Raw genomic sequence first — 21,315 nt, forward strand, 5'->3', positions numbered from 1 at the left:
AAGGCGGATTAGCGGGATGAAGGTGGATGAAGGGGATTTGCGGTTTTTGGCGCCGGTGACCGAACGGGTTATTGGGTGTGCTTTTCGGGTTGCCAATTTGCTCGGGCATGGGTTTGTTGAGAAGGTTTATGAGAATGCCCTGGCGCATGAGATGCGAAAGTGTGGGCTTGGGGTCGTGCAGCAGCGGGGGATCGTGGTCTTTTATGACGGCGTGATTGTTGGCGAATATACCGCCGATCTGCTGGTCGAGGATCAGGTTATCGTTGAACTCAAGGTTGTGGGCGCGCTGAGTGATGTGCATGTCCCGCAATGCCGGAATTACTTGCGGGCGACCGGTAAGTCGTTGTGTCTGCTGATCAATTTTGGCCAGCCCAAAGTCGAAATTCGCCGCATCACCGCTGCGGCCTGATCGCGAGCGCCATCCCTTTCATCCCCCTCTTATCCCGCCTAATCCGCCTTAAAAGAGGGGTGCTATGGCCGGGCACACGGCTTCGGGCGTCCCGGTCTTGACGGTATCCGAAGGGCGGTGTCACGGCGCTTGGTGGTAGCCCGGTCTGGCGGGGCTTGCGCGGCTGTTCGTGGGCAATTCGTGGTTGGCTAAACTGGATCTGGCTATGGCTTCGTGGATGGCTTGGCGCAGGCCGGTTTCATCGGAGTGCTGCTTCCAGGGTTGGGTGCTCAACCATGTCTCAAAAGCCGCGTCCTGAGAATTTAGGTCGTCTTCTGAGACTTGGTGTTCGATCCTGGGGGCTGAGTTCGCTGTTGGTGCCGGCTCGGGCCAGGCGGCTTGGTGGGGGGTGGCCTCCGGATCGACTGCGCCCAGCATTGAGCGTTCGGCGATGTGCAGGGTCCAGGCGTCTTGGTTGGCTGCGCCCTGCGTTGCCTCTCGCTTCTGGCGTAGGGCTTGCACCCGCATCAGGCGGGCGTGGGCGGACAGCGAGGTGCGCACCATCGATACGTATTGGGCGTTCAGGCGCATCATCAGTTGGATGTCGTCGGCGTTCTGACGGGTCAGGCGCAACATCTCCTCGGCCTGGGCCCGAGCGGCGATACACTGGGCGGCGAGATCGGCTTCGTTCGCGTTGACCGGGAGCAGCGCGGCCACCTTGGCGATGGCGGCATGGTCTCGGGTTCGCAACGCCTCCGGCGTGTCGTCAAGCGGCGGCGGCGACAGGGCGGTGAGGGTGTGGACGAGCTGGTAATATAGGTGCGTGGCGAGATCGGTGGTTTGGGGTGGTTGGGCGGAGGTTTCCATTCCTTAGTGGTAGGCTAATATAGGAAATAAGTCAAGGTTTGTTGCTGCTTCTGGTTCGGTTCATCGGGCGAACGTGGGCCGGTCGAGCCTGGCAGTGCCGCTGGATGTGCCGGCAAGGAAGAAAGCAAGAACCTAACGCAGATTTGGGCAAATGCACGCCGAACACGCAAATGGAGAGGATTATAGGCCGTTGGCCACGCGTTTGATCTCCATGCGTGGTTTGCCGAAGTTGAGCAGCAGGCCAAGCCGCATCCCGGATGCTTTGAGGTAATTGAGGCATTGGGCGTGATGCGCCTCGTCCAATGCTTTCGTGGCCTTCAATTCGACCAGAAGCGCCTGCTCGATCATCAGGTCGATGACGTACTCACCAACCACCATGCCATCATACAGAACCGAGACGCCGTGCTGCTGCACGACAGCCAGGCCGGCTTTCCGCAATTCATGCGCCAAGGCGTTTTCATACACCTTTTCCAGAAAACCGGCGCCGAGGGCATTGAGGACAATAAGGGCACAACCAATGACTCGTCTCGATAGGTCATTCAGCCTATTTTCATCTGCGTGTTCCGCGTGCATCGGCTTCCATCTGCGTTAGGTTCTTTCTACGCGATGCTGCCAGCAAAGACTTGCCAAAGGATTAACGCGCCGTCGCCCCGAAGCCGCTTATTGGCCGATGATGCGGGCCGCCTGCACATAGGTGAAACCGCCCTCGCCCGGCCAGGCTCGGCCGTCGGGATAGCGCAGTTCTGTTCCGGCGAGGTCCTTGTCATCCGCCAGGCGGGCGTTGACGCCCATATGGGTGTTTCCGAACCTCGACACGGCGCTGTCGGTCAGGATGAAGTGCGTCGTCGAGCCGCAATTGGCGCAGAACCGGATTTCCGCGGCCGGGTCTGCTTTGTCTGTCCGGCGATATCCGTTCGTTGGTCCGTCGATGCTGACGTCCGAGGGATGGAAATAGGCCCAGCGCGCGCCCGATTTGCTGCAGAGGGTGCAATTGCACTCATTGATGAAGTCCGGTCGCCTTGGGATTTCTAAGCGGACCTGGCCGCAGAGGCACGAGAGCTTCACCATCCCCGTATCATATCAGGAGAGCTGTCGTGCCGGTAGCCGCGGGTTGGTTTCCCACCACCTTTGCCGTCGTAGCTCGGCCGCGCCCGGTACCAGGTGTCAGATTTTGACCACCAGGTTCGCGGCGTCGGAGGAGTCGATCGCGCATCCAAAATTCGAGAGATTCTTTGTCATGCGAATGCGCGGGATGCGGTGCCCTCGGTGAAGTTATACCCCAGGCTGCCGGTGATCCCGACGCGGGTTTTCGGGAGGGTGACAAAAAAGAGGCGCAGTCACTGATGGGACGTTTCTGGGCCGGGGCGCTGTGGCTGGCGGTAGGGATGACGCAGCCACGCAGGAAATGAGATTATTCTCGTTTCGAGTATTCAGCCCCAACTACCGAGGTTCGGCCCAGAAACGGAATGGCGGCTCCGGAGTGAACTGAACCGAAGCCCGCCATTCGCTCTGCCTTGACGCCGTTCAGCCGGCTTCGATCCAAAGCGAACGAATATACATGTTGGGTCCTACCGCGCTCGAATCATTCGCTCATATCGCGTCAACGTGGGCGGTGGATCAAGCCGAACATATGGAAGCGCAGGATTGACGCCCCTAGGGTCTGGTGACAGGTTCTACAAACACAGTGGTCGGAGATCTTTCCATGAAGGTTCGCGAGGCCATCCGGCAATCTTTGTCTGCTTCTTGTCGCGCAGACGGTGTTAAATGCTTCCCTACGATCTCGATTGAGCCGTCGGGCATCTCAATACGGAGAGGCAAAGAGCCAGCTGCTGACGTGGCGCTTCGCTATTATTTGGCTCATGGCTTTGCAGGCGATCGCAGTCGTATGAATGTGCATGGTTATGCCAAAATACTTCGGGATCTTCAAACACCTCCACCGTGGGTAACTGTTGAAATGGAGGATAGTATAGGAACACTTTCGCCGGCGAGAGCCTTACAACTTAGCCCGTTATCACAACAAATAACAGACGTCGATGACGGAGCAATATTAGCGAGGTTTGACGAACATCAGAAGCAAAAATGGGCTACGACGGCGGAAATACTGAAGAATGTCGACTCAAGTTTCATTACGAGTGCGATGGAACGCGATCGTCAGGAGTTCTATAATCTTATTGCTTTGGGTAAAATTCTCGGACCGGATAGGTCCTCCACATTGTACGAGGCTGTGTTCGACGAAGTCGAGGAAATTTATGAAGACATAATTGTAGCTGCAGGATCACCCGATCTGCTGGTGTGGTCACCGGATCCAGAGCGAGGGTTTTGGTTCTTTTCGGAGGTTAAGGCGCAAGGTGACTCGCTAAGTGCAAGCCAAAAAGCCTGGTTGGATCAGAATTGGGAGACAGTCCAGGGCCATTATCTGATCACGACGTTCGGGTGAAAGACATTTTCACGAGAGAAAGGTAACTTCTCAACCGGGCTGAATTACGACCCCCCGTCTAGGACGTCCAGAATTGCCTGATATGCATCTGTGCCCCGGTCGTGCGGCAGTGCCGACGACCACTCGTACGATGGCGACCAGATCGGCGCCCCGCTGGGGGCGGAGGCTGCCCGTGAGCTTGCGGTAGGTAGCTGTCGAGCGCAATGCCCGTTCGCTGCTGTCGTTGTCAGGCAGTGCGTCGGGATGTTCGAAGAAGGAAAACAAGTGGCTGCGTACTTTAGCGCCCTTTCGCCGCAACAAGCCGGCTAATCTCAGGATCCGTCTCGCCGGCAGAGCGGATGAAGACGCTCAATTCACAGTAGCGGCCAATCTCCGATCGGCTAAGCGAGAACGCCTTCTTTAAATGTACCTTTGCTTCAGCGAATTGCCGCTGCGACAAATATAACGTCGCCCGGTCATACTCGACCACTGCCCGCTCCCCGGCTAAACCAGCCCACCATTCAGCGGCTTCAAAGCGCTTCAATGCTGCCTCTACGTTGCCCTGAAGTCCGAGCGTGAGTCCATAGTTAGCGAGAGTTACTGCGTCAGCACCACGGGTGGCTATCGCCGTTTCGAGAAGCTTTCCAGCGTCCTCGATCAGACCCTGCTGGAGATAGAGGAAAGCAGTGTTGTTTAGATTCGGCCTTGTAGGCAAGCGCCTGCCGACAAACGTTGTCAGTATCGGCAGTATGAACCTCATACCGAAAAGTGGAAAAAAAGCGACGATTGCCATTATCCCAGTCAAGATGACCCGCGACGTTTTTGAAAATTTGTTGTCGTCATCCGGATGCAGAGACGACAAAGCAACCAATTCACCTAGCGAATCATTGCTCTGGACTCCGATTGTTGGTAATAAGTCGCTATATCGATGTTCGCCGGATTCTTTAACGAGCATCGAAATCGTCGCGGACTCGGTCGCGGAGAAGTCATCTATGGTGACATCTAGATGTCCGCCAGACGAAGCGTCCTTAAATGTTGCTGCTGGCCCCGACGAAAGGATAATTCTTTTATCTTGCACTGAAGCTATCTGCCCAAAATCAGCCGCGACTCTCAGGTTATGAGCGGATTTAGTCCCGATATTTTTAACGACTAGCGTTACAAATCTGAGGTCGCCTTGGCTTGACGCAAATGTAGCCGAGTTCTCTACATAATATATAATTTTCTCAGCCTCGACTCTTTTATCGCGTGTGAAATAGAATACGAATATTCCAGCAATAATCGCGACCAATAAGCTGATCAAAGCCGTTAAAAGGGTTTCTTTCCATTTCATTGGAATAACCTCGCCGACAGTAGCCGCAATCTGGCTCCGACGCGTTGCATATCGAGAGCGTTGACCAGATGGTCAATCGTGTCACACGACACGCTGTCAACTTCGGGGACCGCCACCACGTCGCCGGCGGCAAGCTTCGCCACCTGTGTCTTACGCCGGGGCTGATCGGCCATCGCGACGCTGATCTTTTGGCAAAAAGGAGCCTTACACCCTGCGGCCTGGAACTGAGCCACTTGGTTGAAGAGACCTTGAACGTCGGTCGAAACGCGGGCGTAGCCGTAAATCATGCTAAATTGTGCCCTAGAAATTCGTATCGGAAAAGCACAATCGAATTGTGCGGGTGGGTTTGATGCATATGTCCAGATTTCGATCGCTCTTTAGGATTGCAAAGGTCGGCTTTTCCTACATGCCAAGCTCACATTAGGGACTGCAACGATTCCAGGATGGCTGCTGAGTGCCCCCTCACCTCACCTTCGCCTCAAACCGATACGGACTCGCCCCCGCCGTCAGCGGGTCCAGGGACAGCCGGTGCTCCAGCGGCGGAAACGCTCGGCTGCCGCAGTCGGGGCGGTCGCACAGGCGGCAGGACAGGCCGATGCCGACTCGGGCCGCGTCCAGGTCCAGGCCGTCGGCGTAGACGACCTCCGCCGCGTTGGTCAGCGCGCAGCCCATGGCGACGACGTGGATCGGCCTCGGCTGGCCCCAGCGCACCGCCGGCTGAACCAGCGCCGACGCAAAACACAGATAGGCGGCGCCGTCGGGCAGTTCGGCGACCTGTACCTGCACCGTTCCGGGTTGGGCGAACGCGGTGTGGACCACCCAGCGGGGGCATGATCCGCCGAAGCGGGCGAACGGGAAGCCGGCGGCGGAGAAACGTTTGGAGACGTTGCCGGCCGGATCGACTCGCAGGAAGAAGAACGGCACGCCGCGGGCGCCTTGGCGTTGCAGGGTGGACAGGCGGTGGCAGGCTTGCTCATAGGACACGCCGAAGCGGGCGGCGATCGCCTCCATATCGTGGCGCAGGCTGGATGCGGCGGCGTGGAAGGCGGCGTAGGGCATGACCAGGGCGCCGGCGACGTAGTTCAGCAGGCCGATGCGCAGAAGCATCGCGGCCTCCTGCGTCGAAGGCGCGGCGTCTTTCAGAACGGATTCGACGGCGTCGCGTGCCTCCAGCAGCGCGAGTTGGAAGGCCATGTGGAAGCCGCGGCTTTCGCGCGGCAGGGATTCCGACAGGGCCAGGCTGTGGGTAGCGGGATCGTAACGGCGCAGCGTCCTATCCAGCGGTTGGACCGTGACGCGGACGCCGTGGACGGTGCGGAGGCGTTCGGCGATGGCGTGGTTCATTTCGGCCGGCGCGGACGGGGCGAGTGCGGCGGCGAGGGCTTCGGCGGCGTCCTCCAATGTCGGAAAATGGTTGGCGTGGTCGTCGAAAAAGTCGCGGACTTCTTCGTTGGGCAGCAGGATGCGGCGGCCGGATGGCAGGGCGATGCCGTTGGCGTCCTCCCGAGCGACGCGCCAGGCGCGGTAGAGGGCGAGGACGGCTCGGGCGGCGTTGGGGCTGCCGGCGGCCAGCGCCTCGATTTCGGTGTCGGCGACGGTGTCGCTGCCCAGAAGCGGGTCGGCGAAGGCTTCGCGCAGGCCGACCTGGAGTTGGCGTTCCTGGGTGCCGGACAGTTCGCCGAGGTCGACGCGGAGGGTCTCGGCCAGCTTGATCAGCAGGGAGGCGGTGACGGCGCGCTGGTCGTGCTCGATCAGGTTGAGGTAGCTGGCGGAGATGCCCAGACGGGTGGCGAGGGACTGCTGGGACAGGCCGCGTTCGGCGCGCAGCCGGCGGACGGTGCGGCCGATCAGCGTGCGGGGCATTCTTTACATCCTTTACAAATTGGGCGTGGTGTTTGTGAAGGTGGTTACGGGATTGCTGGCGTTCTTGGCGTTTAGGGGTTCGCATTCGCGGGTGCAATGTCAATTATTCACTCATCGATTAGCGTGATGAAGGAGCGATGACGATGCGTTCGATCAATTTGTATGCGCCTGATGGGATGGCCGGCGGTGGGGGCGATCCGGAGCGGTTTGCCGGGATCAGGCGGGATTACACGCCGGCGGATGTGGAGCGGCTGGCAGGGTCGTTCCGGATTCGGCACACGCTGGCGGAGATGGGGGCGGCCCGGCTGTGGCATCTTCTGAAGACCGAGCCGTTCGTGAACACGCTGGGGGCGCTGACCGGGAACCAGGCGGTGCAGCAGGTGAAGGCGGGGTTGAAGGCGATCTATCTGTCCGGGTGGCAGGTGGCGGGCGATGCGAACTCGGGTGGGGAGATGTATCCGGATCAGTCGCTGTATCCGGTGGATTCGGTGCCGAAGGTGGTGCGGGCGATCAACAACGCGCTGCGGCGGTGCGACCAGATTGCTCGGTCCGAGGGCGGCGGGGATGGGACGTATTGGATGGCGCCGATCATCGCCGATGCGGAGGCGGGGTTTGGCGGGCCGCTGAATGCGTATGAGCTGATGCGCAACATGATCTCGGCCGGGGCGGCGGGGGTGCATTTCGAGGATCAGTTGGCGTCGGAGAAGAAGTGCGGGCATTTGGGTGGGAAGGTTTTGGTGCCCATCAGCCAGCATATCCGGACGCTGAATGCGGCTCGGCTGGCGGCGGATGTCGAGGGGGTGAATACGGTGCTGCTGTGCCGGACGGATGCTCAGTCGGCGCAGTTGCTGACCAGCGATGTGGATGAGCGGGATCGGCCGTTTATTGGGAATGACCGGACGGCGGAGGGGTTTTTCCGGATCAGGCCGGGGTGTGGGAATGACTACGCGATTGCTCGCGGGCTGGCGTATGCGCCGTATTCGGATCTGTTGTGGTGGGAGACTTCGGAGCCGGATCTGAAGGAGGCGGAGCGGTTCGCCAATGAGATCCATCGGCAGTTTCCAGGGAAGATGCTGGCGTATAACTGCTCGCCCAGCTTCAATTGGAAGAAGAAGCTGCCGGCAGACAAGATCGCGGCGTTCCAGCGGGAGATCGGGCGGATGGGATACCGGTTCCAGTTCGTGACGCTGGCGGGATTCCACAGTCTGAACCTGTCGATGTTCAACTTGGCTCGTGGGTATCGGGACCGCGGGATGGCGGCCTACAGCGAGCTGCAGCAGGCGGAGTTCGCGGCGGAGACGGACGGGTATACGGCGACTCGGCATCAACGGGAGGTCGGGGTCGGTTACTTCGATGCGTTGGCGATGGCGATCTCGGGTGGGCGGTCATCGACGACGGCTCTGGCGGGGTCGACCGAGGCGGATCAGTTCCATGACCATGACGTAGTGCGGGTGGAAGACCAGCATGATGATGGGCTGATGCATGACCACGAAAGGGCTGCGGCCGCGGAGTAAGATCGTCGGCGTTTAGGGAGGGCGACGATCTGGGTAACCAGGCGGCGGGGCGCAGACTCCGCCGCCGTTCCTTCGGCCGGGACCGAAGCGTCTCGTGATGCGCGGGATGGTGGACGGCCGTAAATTCTCCCTCGGGTTTATACCGATGGGAGCGTGTTATGGAACAACGGGACAGCCGGTTGGCTTTCACTGTGACGTGGCAGGTGCGCGAGGGCCAGATCGAAGCGGCGGCGGAAATCGTCGCACGTTTCGCGCCGCTTGCGCGGGCCGAACCGGGGTTGGAACACCTGAGCATTGGCCGATGCACAACCGATCCGTCCCGGTTTTTGTTTTTCGAGATCTTCAAGGATGCGGCAGCGTTCGCGGTGCATCAAGAGACGCCGCATTTCAAGACCATGATCCTGGAGCAGGCGCTGCCGTTGCTGGATCAGCGGGATCGCGTGCAATACGCGCTGGTGTAGCGGCGCCAGCCCCGGGGCGCTGTAGCCTCGGGCTGGCGCCGGCCGTTACGCGGCCTTGCGGCGGAAGGCGTCCAGGCTGCCGGCGTGGATCAGTTCGCTGGGCAGTTGGTGGCCGACGATTTCTTCCGCCAGGCGGCCGACCTCGATCAGGGCGTCGAGGTCGATGCCGGTGTCGATGCCCATTTCCTCGCACAGCATCACCAGTTCCTCGGTGCAGATGTTGCCCGCGGCCTTCGGCTGGCCGGCGAACGGGCAGCCGCCGAGGCCGCCGACCGTGGAGTCGAACTGGGTGACACCGAGTTTCAGCGCGGCGTGGGCGTTGGCGACGGCCAGGCCGCGGGTGTCGTGCAGGTGCAGGGCGATGGTCATGTCCGGCCAGCGGTTGCGGACTTCGTTGATGACGCGCTCGATCCGCATCGGCGTGGCCCAGCCCATGGTGTCGGCCAGCGAGAACAGCTTGATCGTCGCGCCGGCTTCAGCGGCAATGGCGAGGCCGTCTTCCAGCGTGCTGATGACCTGGGCGGGGGCGATGTCGCCCTGGTAGTTGCAGCCGAACGCGGCCATGACGCCGATGCGGGTGACTGCCACGCCCTTCGATTCCTGCAGGGCGCTGTGCTTCTTCATCGCGTCGATGTTTTCCTGCGGCGCTCGGTTCAGGTTCTTGCGGGTGAACCCTTCCGACGCGGTCAGCGAGATCGACCCGTTGATGGTCAGCTTGTCCTTGAATGCCAGCGCTCGGTCGAGGCCGTTGCCGTTGAAAAACAGGCCGGTGTAGTGGACGCCGGGTTTCGCCTTGAACCCTTCAACCACGGCTTCGGCATCGGCCCAGCCGGGCACCAAGCGGGTGTTCACGAAGGAACAGGCCTGGATGTGGTGCAGGCCGGTGTCGGCCAGCGCCTCGATCAGGCGGATCTTGTTGGCGGTGGGGATCGGGCCGGGTTCGATCTGGAAGCCCTCGCGGGGGCCTTCTTCGTGGATTTCGACGTGGCTGGGCAGGTCGGTCATGGTGGCGGTTCCTCGTACTGGATGAGGCAGACTGCACCTTGGGCGCTGATTTTGCCAGGGCCGGGATTTTGCCAGAGCCTGGGGCTCCCGCCGTGTCCAAACCGGCGGCGGCGCGCTATACGGACCATGGCGCGTTTCACATCATGGAGAGTTCCGCCCATGCCATTCAAAGTCCAGGTCGGCCCGCCGCAGATCGCCATTCACCAGGCCATGACGGTCCTGGTGACCGAACCCGACGGGCAGATCGAATGGCCCAGCGACAAGGGGCTGTATTTCTTCGACACGCGCCTGATCAGCGCCTGGGCGGTGTATGCCAACGGTGTGCCGTGGGACCTGCTGAACGGCGGCGCGGTGAACTTCGACGCCGCGCGCATCTTCCTGACCAACCGAGCCTTCGTGACCGAGGATGGGCCGATTTTGCCGCAAACCCTGGCGTTCGAAATGTCGCGCGTGCTGGACCAGGGGCTGCACGAGGACCTGGATATCACCAATCACGGCCAGAAGCCGGTCCGGTTCAACCTGGAAATCGCGATCCGTTCGGATTTCGCCGACGTGTTCGATGTGAAGTCCAAACGCGATATTCGCCGCGGCCATATCGACTCCGAGTGGGCGGAAGCCCGGCAAACCTTGCGTACGACATACAAGAACGCTGACTTTTCCCGGTCGGTCGCGGTCGCGGTGGGCCTAAGCGACTCGCGGGCGGTATTCGCCAATGGACGGTTGAGCTTCGAGATCAGCCTGCCGCCGGCCGGGCGCTGGCATTGCTGCCTGCTGTATGAGTTCTCGGATGGCGTCAAGCGCTACCACGCGCCGAAAGGGTGTGCGGTCGACGCCGGGTCGTCGACGCAGGCCAAGGCGCACCGGGACTGGCGGCAGACGGTGCTGAAAATGCAGACCAGCAACGAGGAGTTCTACCGCTTCTATCACCAGGCCATCGACGACATGGCGGCGTTGCGGCTGCCGCTCGAGGGCACCGACCATATGGTGTTCCTGCCCGCCGCCGGGCTGCCGTGGTTCATGGCGCCGTTCGGCCGCGACAGCCTGATCGTTTCGTTACAGAATATCATGATCTATCCCGAATTCGCCCGTGGCGCGCTGGATATCCTCGGGCGTTGGCAGGCGAAGGAGCGGGATGATTTCCGCGACGCCGAACCCGGCAAGATCATGCACGAGTTGCGATATGGGGAACTGGCGCATTTCAAGCTGATTCCGCACACGCCGTATTACGGCACCGCCGATGCGACTCCGCTGTATCTGGTGACATTGCACGCCGCATGGCGGGCGACCGGCGATCACACGTTACTGGAAAAGCATCTTCCCAACGCCGAGGCCGCGTTGAACTGGATCGACAATTACGGCGACCGGGACGGCGATTTGTTGCAGGAGTATCAGACCCGGTCGCCGGTCGGGTATGAGAACATGGCATGGAAAGATGCCGGCGATTCCATGAGCTACACCGATGGATCACCGGTGCGCGGTCCCAAGGCGCTGTGCGAACTGCAAGGCTATGTCTACGACGCCTGGGTCCGCATGGCCGAGGTGTTCGAGGCCCTAGGCAAGCCGGAGCGGGCAACGGAGCTGCGCGGCAAGGCGGCAGCTTTGTTCAAAAAGTTCAACGAAACGTTCTGGGACGAGGAAGGCGGTTACTACGCGTATATGCTGGATGGCGAGAAGCAGCAGGTCCTGACGGTTGCCTCCAATCCCGGGCACTTGTTGTGGTCGGGGATCGTGCCGCCGGATCGGGCAGCGCGGGTGGTGGCGCGTCTGATGGCGCCGGACATGAACTCGGGCTGGGGGATCCGGACGCTGTCCAGCAAGCATCCGGCGTATAATCCGTATTCGTATCAGAACGGGTCGGTGTGGCCGCATGACAACAGCCTGATCGCACTTGGTTTCAAGCGTTACGGGTTCAGTGCCGAGGCCGGGCATATCGCGCGCGACATCAGCGAGGCCGCCAGCCACTTCCTGCTGAACCAGTTGCCGGAACTGTATGCCGGGGTCGCGCGCGGTGTGGGCAGTTTCCCGGTGCAGTATCTCGGGGCGAACGTGCCGCAGGCCTGGGCGGCCGGATCGTGTTTTGCACTGCTGCAGGCGATGCTGGGCATCCAGCCGGACGCACCGAACGACAAGTTGTACGTCGATCCGGACCTGCCGGCGTGGCTGCCGGACGTTACACTAACGGATATGCGTCTTGGCCGCCGGCATTTGGATATCCGCTTCCGGCGGGACGGTGACAAGACGGTGTGGGAGGTGCTGCGGGGCGACGCCCACGTGGTCAGCTACCGGAGTTGGGTGGCGGCGCGAGAGGCTTTGTGTAGCGGGGCGGGCGGCTGACATTGTTGAAGTCGAGACGCTGATCGTTTGATGCCAAACGCGGTTTCGGCGATCAGCGTGCAACCTGTTGACGCCCGTAACAGTCCGCCACGCGCTTCCCCCAGCCTATCCCGTCTGCGGGGCGATGGCGACGACGAGTCCCACAGCCATCACCGCCAGACCGGCGGCGACCAAACCGGGCCGCAGGCGGATGGCCGGCGGACGGGCGTAGCGTTCGTGTAGCATGATGGGGAAGACCGCAGCCATCAGCCAGAGATGGGCCGATTGCCCAACGAGCGGCATGAGCATGATGGCCCAGCAGGCGGCGATGCACCATCCGGCCGAGGTGATCCCGTACCAGAGGCTCGCGATTTCCGCTCGCATCCCAAACGCCGGCAGGACAGGCGCGCGATGACAAAGCCGCAGCACGGCCGGTTTCGCGGGTGAGCCCTGCCAGAGCAAGCAGAGCCCGAGGGCGGCGAGGAGTGCCGCTGTCTCTGTGCCGAGTACAGCGCGGAGCGCATCGGAGAGCGCCCACAGCCCTGATAGCGCGCCCATCCAGACACAGGCATAGCCGGCGACAAACAAAGCGATCGCGCGCCAGCGTCGCGATGCGAAGGTCAACCCTCTGACCCAGGTCAAATTCTGGGCAAGCAGGGGCGCCATCATCCCGCCCAGCATCGCGGCTGAAAACAGTGCGGCCTGACCATCCAGCCGCCCTTCGAAGATGTCCCCCGCACGATGCAGGCCGCAGAATTGCGCAATCGGCTGGTCCGAGACCAGCGCGAGCATGAGAGCCCAGCAAACGCCGCTCGCCGCCAATAATGGCCAGAGCGGCCCGCCGGCCATGGAACGGATTGCCGCGAGCGAGCGGTCCATTTAGCCCGCCATACCCGGCTTCACTGTCCCGATAGCCGGTAGAGGCTGATCTGATCGACAGTAATCTTGTCGCCGGGCCGGAGAATCCCGCGCGGTGTGATGGTGACGACAAGATCACGGGCTTTCGCCAGTTCCGGCAGATGCTGATCGGCGGCCTGGGTGATCTCGATCGTCTTGGTGAGCCCGCTGCCGCCATGCGCGCTACCTCTTTTCGAGGCGTGTTCGAGCCCAAACAAGGCGAGAGAGCCGACCGGAAATCCCTGCCCCGCACCACCCGGCACGCTGATCGAGACATCGAACATGCAAGCCCCCTGATTACCTCGGATATTGTGCAGTTTGAGGAATATCCGATCCGGCTCGCCCGGCTTGTCCGGTGCCATCGCGTCCCGCGTATAGCTCGCCGCGACCGCCTCAAGCGGCGCCTTGGCGAGCTTCACATGGCTTTCAACCGGCCCGGGTCCGAGCGTGACCGCTGCATCGTTCGAACCGAGCAATTCACTCTTTGGCGCTCTGGCCATGGCTCATCTCCGTCCTATGCGAGGATGCGCGCCGCTTGCGGGGCGAGCCGGTCCAGGCGGTTTCCCCGCCGGGTCATGCCTTCCAGCGGGTCGGATAGATCATCGTAGGTATAGGTTGTCCCGATCAGGCCAATCACATCCTGGGGGTTTGACGGCCGGTCCGCACCGGTCGCGTCATAAAGCCTGAACGGTTGGTCCGTCGGCCCACTCAGCCAAGCCGGATCGGTCGGATTGGCGTCGGCCGTGTTGCGCCGCAACCAAACTTCCCACAGCCGGTCGATATTGCCGTGATGCACCCAAAAAATGGGGTCAGCCGCGGCCGATCTGGGATCGGTCATCAAGCCGCCATTGCCGTTCTGATCCTGCCCGCCGACATCGACATGGACCGGATTGTGGGGCTGATCTTCCAGCCAGCCGCCGTCCTCGCCGGCATGCGAGAACGGTGTTTGCGGGCCGCCGAAACCGGAGTTCGTTCCTTCCTGTTCCCCGATGAAGGTTTGGTGCGGCAGGGTATTGGAGAGATCCGCATCCTGCGCGGCAACCGCGGCCCCAAATCGCGCCGGGACGAGCAGCGGGTTGGGCGTTCCGTCCGGCAGGGTCTGCGCGGTAAAGGCATCGGGGATCGCCAACGGATTCGGGTTGGCTGCGCTTACGGGCGCGCTGTAATTCCAATAGGGTAGCGCCCAATCCTGCGGGGCACCCGGCTGCGCGGTGATCCAGGCGCGCAAGATATCCTCAAACGTCAGGAGATAGGCCCGATGCCAGGGTAGGAAGTACCAGCTTTGATGCTGGCACTGGTTCCAGTAGGCATCCTGTTCCGCCTGCTGCGGCAGCGCCGTTCCGCCGTTGATGAGGTTGAAACCTTGCCAGAGCGCGGTATCAAATCCGTGAATTGCCGCGAGATAGAGCCAGCCGGTCTTGTCGGTCAGCGCCCGCGTATTGAGTGCCTGAACCGCTTTCGCGTACCAAAGCGTGGTCGGGTTCCAAACGTCGCCGAGCGCGCGAATTTCGGTGCGTGTGCGAGCCATCTTCCCCCCTTGCGCCGGTCACAGCCGACAGTTAGCCTGCAGAGGCAGCAGATTTTGAACGCTTTATTCGATCTTCGAAAACCGATGCCAGTAAATTAAACTAAATTCGGACCACTTGCAACGAATATCGAACAGAGTCAGTATTAGGAGCCTGGCGATCCATCTGTGGCCCAATATCCCAACGTCGAGTTCCCAGACGCGGGACGATTTGGTCCAGTCGTGAGCACGTTGTGTGCCGATGAAGCGGGCATCTACTTTTAAGTAATGGGAATCGATCACGTTCGCTCCACACGAAGTTCGGCAAATTGCACGTCCAGCCGTCTGCCTCTACAATTGCATCAACCCAGCCGTCGGAGGAACAATGAATGAAGCCGCCCCGGGCGAGGTCTTCGCGGCGTTCCTTAAACTGGGCCTGACCTCGTTCGGCGGCCCGATCGCCCATCTGGGGTATTTCAGGGCGGAGTTTGTCGAACGGCGGCGATGGCTGACGGAGCGCGCTTTCAGCGATGTGGTGGCGTTGTCCCAGTTCCTGCCGGGACCGGCGTCGAGCCAGACGGGTTTCGCGATCGGGTTGATGCGGGGCGGGTACCTGGGCGGTCTGGCGGCCTGGGTCGGGTTCACCCTGCCGTCCGCGGTCCTGCTGCTGCTGTTCGCCTATGGTGCCGGCGGCATTGCCGACTCGCCGCTGGGCGCCGGGATGCTGCATGGGCTGAAACTGGTGGCCGTCGCCATCGTCGCCCAGGCCGTGCTGGGCATGGCGCGCAGTTTGTGCCCCGACAAACCGCGTGCCTCGATCGCCACCCTCGCCATCATCCTCATGCTGCTGGTTCCGGGTTCGCTCGGCCAGGTCGGCGCGATTGTCCTCGGCGGCATCGCCGGGCTGATGATCTGCCGCGACGAAGCCGAGGTTCGGGCCGACGCGCTCGCGATGCCCGTATCGCGTCCGGTGGGCATCGGGTGCCTCGTTCTGCTGTTCCTGCTGTTGGCTGCGTCCTTTGTCCCGGTGCGGGACAGCACCTTTGCGCTGTTCGGCGCGTTCTACCGTTCGGGCGCGCTGGTGTTCGGCGGCGGTCATGTGGTGCTGCCGCTGCTGCGCGATGCGGTCGTCGCACCCGGATGGGTGTCCGACAACACATTCCTGGCAGGCTATGGTGCCGCACAGGCCGTGCCCGGCCCGCTGTTCACCTTTGCCGCCTACCTTGGGGCCGAGGCGAATGCGGCGCCAGGCCGCATCGTGGGTGCCATGATCGCACTTGTGGCGATCTTCCTGCCGGGACTCCTCGCACTGATGGGCACGCTGCCGTTTTGGCACGCATTGCGCGCCCGGCCAGGCGCCCAAGCCGCCATGCGAGGCGTCAACGCCGCCGTGGTCGGCTTGCTCGGAACCGCGCTCTACAATCCCGTATGGACAAGTGCCGTACTGGACGCTGATGATTTCGCGATCGCCGTCGCCGGCTTTGTCCTGCTGGTCGTCTGGCGCGCGCCGCCCCTGCTTGTCGTGGCGCTGTCCGCCGCCGTGGGCGCAGGGCTGACGACGTTACGCTGATGGACCGTTGGCCGGATTGCGTTGTGGCGCAAGATAACGGGGACATTCAATGTCGGCATCGAGGTGTTCCATCAGACGTCATCGGCCGACAACGTGAAGGAAAGCACCGGATTCAACGTCGGCACCACGTACGATTTTTCCACCAATTGGCATCTTCTGTCCTCGGCCGGCAGCGGCATCCAAAACGCCTTCGGAACCAATCAGTTTTCGTATTTTCTGGCGCTTCAACTGACGTTCTGACCGCGGGACGAATCGCGCCGACCCTCGCTACGCGACCCGCCGCAGCTCATACCCCGTCACCAGCACATCCGCCGGCAGGTCAAGCAACCGACTGAGCGCCCGGATCATCGGCAGCGTCAGCGCCCGGCGGCGGTTCAGTATCTCCGCCACCCGAGCCCGGCTGCCAATCGCCGGCTCCAGGTCTCGCCGGGTCAGTCCCTTCTGCTCCATCATGAATACGACGGCGGCGATCGGGTCGGGCGCGTCGATCGGTATGTGCTTCGCCTCCCAGGCTTCAACCAGGCTGACCAGCACGTCCAGCCGGTCGCCCTCCGGCGTGTCGGGCGCCGCCGCCATCAACGCCGCGATTTCCGCCAGTGCGGCGCGATGATCGCCGGCGGTTCGCAGCGGGCGCACCAGGACGCCGCCTCGCTTAGATTGTTTTTGCATCGACCCGGTCGTAGTCGCGGTGGGTACCGATGAAGCACACATACACCACTCCATAATGAAAATTGATCCAGGTGATCAGACGATATTTGTTGCCGCCAATATCGAACACGACGCGGCCGTCCCCAAGCATGTCGGCGCTGTTGAACATCGATTTGATCGCCGGCGGACCGGCCCAGGTCGCGGCGCGCACCACCCGAACCCAGGTTCGCAATGGCTGTTCCGCATCACGATGTTCCGGAGTTTCCCAGAACGCCTTCAAAGGCTCAATGGATATGATTCGCATCACGCATGATCATAGTCCGCTCCCGTTGTGGGAGCAAGGTCAATTGCATGTCCGGCGGTCTCCCCGTAGAGTTCGGTCAACCTGCCGTTGGGGAAAAGATCATGAAAATCACCAGTTACGAAGCCACCGCGCTGCTGATCCCGGAAGACGATCCGCTGGCGAACATGCCGGAGGAAGCCGGCCGCAAGCGCCCCGTCATCATCCTGCGCCTGCGCACCGACAACGGCATCGAGGGCATCGGCGTCACCTTCTATGGCGGCAAGATGACCGGCAGCCTGCGCGTCGCGGTCGAGGAACTCGCCGCCCTGACCGTGGGTGAGGACCCCCTGCGCATCGAGAAGATCGTCGCCAAACTGCGCGCCGGCACCGGCGATTCGTGTGGCCCCGGCGGCATCTTCACGCTGGCGCTGTCGGCGATCGACATCGCGCTGTGGGACATCAAGGGCAAGGCGCTGGAGCAGCCGCTGTGGAAGCTGCTGGGCGGGCATCGGGATCGAGTGGCGACTTATGCCTCCGGGTCGCTGCGGCGCGGGTTGACCGACAGTCAGGCACAGCGGGCGGCGCAAATCCTCGTCCAAAAAGGCTTCGTCGAGATGAAGACCCAGATGGCCCTGCCCGGCAACCCGACCCCAGCCGAGGAAGTCCGCCGCATCCGCGTGGTGCGGGAAGCGATCGGACCCGACATCAAGCTGATGTGCGACATCAACCAGCGCTGGCGTCCGGAGCAGGCGATCGATATCGGCAGCCGGATCGAGGATGCCGGACTGTTCTGGCTGGAAGACGTTACGACAGCCGATGATTATCAGGGGCTGGCCAGGGTGACCGCGGCGCTGAAGACGCCGATCGCGGGCGGGGAGTATCTTTACGGGATCGCTCCGTTCCGGCAGATGATCGAAGCCCGTTCCGTCGACATTCCGATGATCGATATCTGCCGAGCGGGCGGGGTGACGCAGTGGATGAAGATCGCGGGGATGGCGGAGGCGTTCAACCTGCCGGTGGTCAGCCACGTGATGCCTGAAATCCTGTGCCATATGGTTGCCGCCTGCCCCAACGGCCTGACGGTGGAATACATGCCGTGGATGCTGGCGCTTTACGAGGAAACACCCGCGATCGAGAACGGCCAGCTCGTGCTTCCGACCAAGCCCGGGCTTGGGCTGAAGTTCGACGAGAAGGCGGTAGCCTCGTTCAAGGCGTAACGACCGGATCGGCACCGGCCAGGAGGGTCCGCATGCGGCGCTCCTGGTCGGTTGCGCTGAACAAATAGGTCGGTGTCGCTGCGTAACGTCCGCGCGGGCGGTAACCAAATCCCAGCAATACCTCGGCCACGGCCACAAAGGCCTGCGTGGTTCCGGCCTCGACCACGATGTCCGGCAGCCAGTGCCGGATCAATGCCGACGCACCCCGCAGAACGGCGACTTCGGCGCCCTCCACATCCACCTTCAGCAAGCCGATTCGCCCGCCTATGGACAGACCGTCGAGGGTTCTGACCGGTGTTTCGCCCGCGCCGAACGACACCCGCGTGGTACCCAGGTTGGTGGCCGGCCCGGGATGCAGCGATCCGACTCCGTCGGTATCGCCGACGGCGCAACACGCGGCGATCACCCGACCCTCCAGCCCATTGGCGGCGATATTCATTTCCAGCAGATCATGGTTCGGCCGGTGCGGCTCGAACGCATGGACGGGCGCGTCGAGAACGGCCCCGAAGAACACCGCGTGATTGCCGATATTGGCCCCTACGTCGATGATCGCGGTGCCGGGCAGATACACCTCCCGGCACTTCATGAGCACGTCCAGTTCGTAGAACGAACGATTGCCGCGGATCATCCGGCCCATGTGATCCGGATCGGGATGCGCCCACAGCTCGATCCGCCGGCCCATGAACTCAAATATCTGCTTTTGCATCAGCACACAGTGCGCGCCGAAGGTTAACCGAGGTTTAACAACCTCCGCCCCGCATGCGCTGAACCCGCACCTACTTCAGGACCGCCAAGGCCGCCAACCCGGCACCGTAGGCCGCGATCAACGCGCACAGGACGCCCCACATGTAAGTCTTGGTGGGCAATCCGGACAGCTTCAGGTTCGTCCCGGACAGCTTTTCGTTCATTTCGGACAGCTTCTGGTTCATCTCGACGCGCAAACCGGAGATCTCCTGACTAACCTCCGCCCGGGTCGCCAGATGCGGCAGCGTCGAGCTCAACGTCGCGTCAATCCGGATAATCATCGGTTCCAGCCGGGACAGCACCGACTTGACGTCCCGCATGTCCAATTCGAGTCTGGCAACACGCTCTTCCATCGCCGGAACGTATGGTTCGCTCAGCGATGTTTCAACATAATTATCAGCCACGAGCGCCGCTTTCCGCACCTACAACACGCACGCCAGCAGACGCACATACTATCGCATTCCAGCACCCATTTTCTCGTCCGCCTACGCCCGAGGCGTCATCGTCCCACCGAAATACATCGCCCACGATCCGCGCCTCCACCGGACGCGCGGATCATACCCAGCGAAAGGTTAACGAAACCCTGCCACCCCCGCGTCAGCTTGGGTCGGCGGTCAATCCGGCGGCGGCCAAACCGGCCAGCGCGGCGGCCTCATCGTTGTCCGACGTGTCGCCGGTGACACCGACGGCGCCGATGATGCTGTTGTCGTCGCCCCTGATCAGCACTCCGCCGGCAACCGGGATCATCGAGCCGCCGATCGCGTTGTTGACGGCGGAGATGAAATGCGGCCGCTCCGCCGCCCGCTTGCCCAGGGTCCGCGAACCGACGCCCATCGACAGCGCACCATACGCCTTGCCGATGGCGATATCCGCGCGCCGCAGCGCGGTGCCTTCCTCGGCGGCAAAGGCTTTCAGCACACCGCGCGCATCCAGCACCGCGATGGCCATCGGCGCGAATGATTTCTCCCGCGCATGCGCCAATCCGACGGAGATGATGGTCTGCGCCTTCGCCAGTGTCAGTTGAGTCATCCTGTTCCCCCAAAAATCGAACGACTACAGGAATAGCCCGTCCGGATCGCCGTTGAACATGACCTTTCCCACGGCCTCGAAATGGGCTTCTCGGGATTGGATCTGCTGCGACAGGGTGTGGATGTCGCGGAAGCGGCGCTCGAACGGGGTGCCGGGGAAGATCGCCGAGGTGCCGGCGGCCTTGTAGACGTAATCGGCGACCTCGACCGCCGAGGTGATCGCATGGGCGCAGCCCAGGCGCACGCGCAGGCGGGCGTTGAGTTCGACCGGGGCGATGTCATCGGCGGTCGACCAGACGTCCTTCAGGATCTCGACGAGCCAGGCTCGGGCGGCGCCGAGTTGCGCTTCCCGCCGAGCGACGTCGGATTGGATGACCGGGCTGTCGGCGAGGCGCAGCATGTTGCGTGGCGTCTTGTCCAGGGCCAGGGCGATGAAGGCGTCCAGCATGGCTCGGGCGATTCCGAGGGCGACGCCGGCGACACCGACGGCGTAGAGGCCGGGGGTGGTGAAGGCGTAGAGCGGGCCTTGGTCGCGGCGCAGCGAGGGGTCTTCGCGGGTGCCGCTGTAGGCCTCGGGGACGAACAGGTCTTTGACGCGATAGCCCTCGGAGGCGGTGCCGCGCATGCCGATGGTGTTCCAGTCGTGGATCGGCTGGGCGTGTTCCTTGCGGAACAGCAGGGTGCGGGTGGTGGGGCGGCCGAAGCGATTCAGGCGCAGGGAGCCGTCCGGTTCGACGACCTGGCAATGCGCGCCCATCCAGTTGGCCTGGCGGCTGCCGCTGGCGAAATGCCATTCGCCGGTGACGCGATAGCCGTTCGGAACAGCGGTCGCCTTGTGCTGGTTGGGTGGTCCCCAGGAGATGATCGACCGCGGGTCGGCGTAGATCTCGCGCGCGGTTTCCAGCGGGATGAAGGGGGCGATGATGGCGGAGCTGTTGGCGACGAACAGGTTCCATCCGAGCGAACCGTCGTGGCGGCTGAGTTCCTCAATCGCGTAGAGGTAGGTCCAGGGTTCGACCTGGTCGCCGCCGACGGATCGCGGCAGCAGCATGCGGGCCAACCGGGATTCGTGAAGTTGGGTCAGCAGCGGTTCGGGGATGCTTTGGCTGCGCTCGATCTCATCGGCGGCGGCGGCGATCGCCGGGCCGAGGTCGCGCGCGCGGGCGACGGGATCGATGTCGGTGGCGTTTAGGCTGACATGGTTCATGAGACGCCCTTTGCGTCGTGGTTGACCCGATTGCGGCGCGGCGGGGGGGGATTGTCAATG

24 protein-coding genes are annotated in these 21,315 nt (G+C 62.3%); 8 read left to right on the top strand and 16 right to left on the bottom strand.

The window, feature by feature from the left end:
- The first annotated feature begins 16 nt into the window (after positions 1-16).
- The gene (locus GSQ89_RS11510; protein WP_158925134.1) at positions 17-409 is read left to right on the top strand and encodes a GxxExxY protein; all 393 of its coding nucleotides are present in this window, start codon (positions 17-19) and stop codon (positions 407-409) included.
- Between the two features lie 120 nt (positions 410-529).
- On the opposite strand, the gene GSQ89_RS11515 is transcribed toward GSQ89_RS11510, so the two are convergent.
- The 3 genes from GSQ89_RS11515 to GSQ89_RS11525 all read right to left on the bottom strand — a co-directional run bounded on the left by GSQ89_RS11515 (position 530) and on the right by GSQ89_RS11525 (position 2,323).
- Positions 530-1,255, bottom strand: a complete 726-nt coding sequence (locus GSQ89_RS11515) for a hypothetical protein (protein WP_158925136.1) — start codon at positions 1,253-1,255, stop codon at positions 530-532.
- Between the two features lie 180 nt (positions 1,256-1,435).
- Complete coding sequence (locus tag GSQ89_RS11520) at positions 1,436-1,828, bottom strand: GxxExxY protein (RefSeq protein WP_158925138.1); 393 nt, start codon at positions 1,826-1,828, stop codon at positions 1,436-1,438.
- A gap of 87 nt (positions 1,829-1,915) precedes the next feature.
- A complete protein-coding gene (locus tag GSQ89_RS11525) occupies positions 1,916-2,323 on the bottom strand; it encodes a GFA family protein (protein ID WP_158925139.1) in 408 nt (135 codons plus the stop codon).
- A 634-nt stretch (positions 2,324-2,957) separates the two neighbouring features.
- Here GSQ89_RS11525 and GSQ89_RS11530 point away from each other — a divergent pair.
- On the top strand, positions 2,958-3,692 hold the full coding sequence (locus GSQ89_RS11530) for a VRR-NUC domain-containing protein (protein WP_158925140.1): 735 nt from the start codon (positions 2,958-2,960) through the stop codon (positions 3,690-3,692).
- 277 nt (positions 3,693-3,969) lie between these two features.
- On the opposite strand, the gene GSQ89_RS11535 is transcribed toward GSQ89_RS11530, so the two are convergent.
- The 3 genes from GSQ89_RS11535 to GSQ89_RS11545 all read right to left on the bottom strand — a co-directional run bounded on the left by GSQ89_RS11535 (position 3,970) and on the right by GSQ89_RS11545 (position 6,864).
- On the bottom strand, positions 3,970-5,001 hold the full coding sequence (locus GSQ89_RS11535; protein ID WP_158925141.1) for a tetratricopeptide repeat protein: 1,032 nt from the start codon (positions 4,999-5,001) through the stop codon (positions 3,970-3,972).
- Positions 4,998-5,288 (bottom strand): recombinase family protein, encoded by a 291-nt coding sequence (locus GSQ89_RS11540; RefSeq protein ID WP_158925142.1) that lies wholly within the window; start codon positions 5,286-5,288, stop codon positions 4,998-5,000. Before GSQ89_RS11540 ends, GSQ89_RS11535 begins: the two co-directional genes overlap by 4 nt.
- 175 nt (positions 5,289-5,463) lie before the next feature.
- Positions 5,464-6,864 carry a short-chain fatty acyl-CoA regulator family protein gene (locus tag GSQ89_RS11545; protein ID WP_158925143.1) on the bottom strand — a complete coding sequence of 467 codons (1,401 nt, stop codon included), beginning with the start codon at positions 6,862-6,864 and terminating at the stop codon, positions 5,464-5,466.
- Between the two features lie 143 nt (positions 6,865-7,007).
- Here GSQ89_RS11545 and aceA point away from each other — a divergent pair, with 143 nt between their 5' ends.
- Positions 7,008-8,378, top strand: a complete 1,371-nt coding sequence (gene aceA / locus GSQ89_RS11550) for an isocitrate lyase (protein ID WP_158925144.1) — start codon at positions 7,008-7,010, stop codon at positions 8,376-8,378.
- A gap of 158 nt (positions 8,379-8,536) precedes the next feature.
- Entirely contained in the window at positions 8,537-8,839 is a 303-nt protein-coding gene (locus GSQ89_RS11555) for a putative quinol monooxygenase (RefSeq protein ID WP_158925146.1), read from the top strand.
- Between the two features lie 45 nt (positions 8,840-8,884).
- Here the strand turns inward: GSQ89_RS11555 and GSQ89_RS11560 are convergent, their stop codons facing one another.
- Positions 8,885-9,844, bottom strand: coding sequence for a hydroxymethylglutaryl-CoA lyase (locus GSQ89_RS11560; protein WP_158925148.1), 960 nt, complete (start codon positions 9,842-9,844; stop codon positions 8,885-8,887).
- A gap of 159 nt (positions 9,845-10,003) precedes the next feature.
- Here GSQ89_RS11560 and GSQ89_RS11565 point away from each other — a divergent pair, with 159 nt between their 5' ends.
- Positions 10,004-12,178 (top strand): glycogen debranching N-terminal domain-containing protein, encoded by a 2,175-nt coding sequence (locus GSQ89_RS11565; protein WP_158925150.1) that lies wholly within the window; start codon positions 10,004-10,006, stop codon positions 12,176-12,178.
- A gap of 105 nt (positions 12,179-12,283) precedes the next feature.
- Here the strand turns inward: GSQ89_RS11565 and GSQ89_RS11570 are convergent, their stop codons facing one another.
- Genes GSQ89_RS11570 through GSQ89_RS11580 form a run of 3 tightly spaced genes read right to left on the bottom strand, consistent with a single transcriptional unit; the run spans position 12,284 to position 14,582 of the window.
- Complete coding sequence (locus tag GSQ89_RS11570) at positions 12,284-13,036, bottom strand: DUF2182 domain-containing protein (RefSeq protein WP_158925152.1); 753 nt, start codon at positions 13,034-13,036, stop codon at positions 12,284-12,286.
- Positions 13,037-13,056: 20 nt separating this feature from the next.
- On the bottom strand, positions 13,057-13,554 hold the full coding sequence (locus tag GSQ89_RS11575) for a hypothetical protein (protein ID WP_158925154.1): 498 nt from the start codon (positions 13,552-13,554) through the stop codon (positions 13,057-13,059).
- A gap of 14 nt (positions 13,555-13,568) precedes the next feature.
- Positions 13,569-14,582: a tyrosinase family protein gene (locus GSQ89_RS11580; RefSeq protein WP_158925156.1), complete on the bottom strand. Its 1,014-nt coding sequence runs from the start codon at positions 14,580-14,582 to the stop codon at positions 13,569-13,571.
- 361 nt (positions 14,583-14,943) lie between these two features.
- On the opposite strand from GSQ89_RS11580, the gene chrA reads away from it, so the two are divergent.
- Both chrA and GSQ89_RS11590 read left to right on the top strand, forming a co-directional pair.
- Positions 14,944-16,128, top strand: coding sequence for a chromate efflux transporter (chrA, locus tag GSQ89_RS11585; protein WP_158925158.1), 1,185 nt, complete (start codon positions 14,944-14,946; stop codon positions 16,126-16,128).
- A 21-nt stretch (positions 16,129-16,149) separates the two neighbouring features.
- A complete protein-coding gene (locus GSQ89_RS11590) occupies positions 16,150-16,368 on the top strand; it encodes a hypothetical protein (protein WP_158925160.1) in 219 nt (72 codons plus the stop codon).
- Positions 16,369-16,395: 27 nt separating this feature from the next.
- Here GSQ89_RS11590 and GSQ89_RS11595 read toward each other — a convergent pair whose 3' ends face one another.
- Both GSQ89_RS11595 and GSQ89_RS11600 read right to left on the bottom strand, forming a co-directional pair.
- Entirely contained in the window at positions 16,396-16,797 is a 402-nt protein-coding gene (locus tag GSQ89_RS11595; RefSeq protein WP_158925162.1) for a type II toxin-antitoxin system HigA family antitoxin, read from the bottom strand.
- The gene (locus tag GSQ89_RS11600; protein ID WP_158925164.1) at positions 16,781-17,080 is read right to left on the bottom strand and encodes a type II toxin-antitoxin system HigB family toxin; all 300 of its coding nucleotides are present in this window, start codon (positions 17,078-17,080) and stop codon (positions 16,781-16,783) included. Before GSQ89_RS11600 ends, GSQ89_RS11595 begins: the two co-directional genes overlap by 17 nt.
- Positions 17,081-17,181: 101 nt before the next feature.
- Here GSQ89_RS11600 and GSQ89_RS11605 point away from each other — a divergent pair, with 101 nt between their 5' ends.
- A complete protein-coding gene (locus GSQ89_RS11605) occupies positions 17,182-18,276 on the top strand; it encodes a mandelate racemase/muconate lactonizing enzyme family protein (RefSeq protein WP_158925166.1) in 1,095 nt (364 codons plus the stop codon).
- Here GSQ89_RS11605 and GSQ89_RS11610 read toward each other — a convergent pair.
- The 4 genes from GSQ89_RS11610 to GSQ89_RS11625 form a co-directional block, all read right to left on the bottom strand.
- Positions 18,266-18,982, bottom strand: a complete 717-nt coding sequence (locus GSQ89_RS11610) for an FkbM family methyltransferase (protein WP_158925168.1) — start codon at positions 18,980-18,982, stop codon at positions 18,266-18,268. The two genes, GSQ89_RS11605 and GSQ89_RS11610, sit on opposite strands and share 11 nt — an antisense overlap.
- A gap of 70 nt (positions 18,983-19,052) precedes the next feature.
- Positions 19,053-19,424 carry a hypothetical protein gene (locus tag GSQ89_RS11615; RefSeq protein WP_158925170.1) on the bottom strand — a complete coding sequence of 124 codons (372 nt, stop codon included), beginning with the start codon at positions 19,422-19,424 and terminating at the stop codon, positions 19,053-19,055.
- Positions 19,425-19,617: 193 nt separating this feature from the next.
- The gene (locus GSQ89_RS11620; protein ID WP_158925172.1) at positions 19,618-20,049 is read right to left on the bottom strand and encodes a heme-binding protein; all 432 of its coding nucleotides are present in this window, start codon (positions 20,047-20,049) and stop codon (positions 19,618-19,620) included.
- A 24-nt stretch (positions 20,050-20,073) separates the two neighbouring features.
- Positions 20,074-21,255 (bottom strand): acyl-CoA dehydrogenase family protein, encoded by a 1,182-nt coding sequence (locus GSQ89_RS11625; protein WP_158925174.1) that lies wholly within the window; start codon positions 21,253-21,255, stop codon positions 20,074-20,076.
- Positions 21,256-21,315 lie beyond the last annotated feature (60 nt).

The organism is Acidisphaera sp. S103, assembly GCF_009765975.1.
Classification (GTDB): Bacteria; Pseudomonadota; Alphaproteobacteria; order Acetobacterales; family Acetobacteraceae; genus Rhodopila.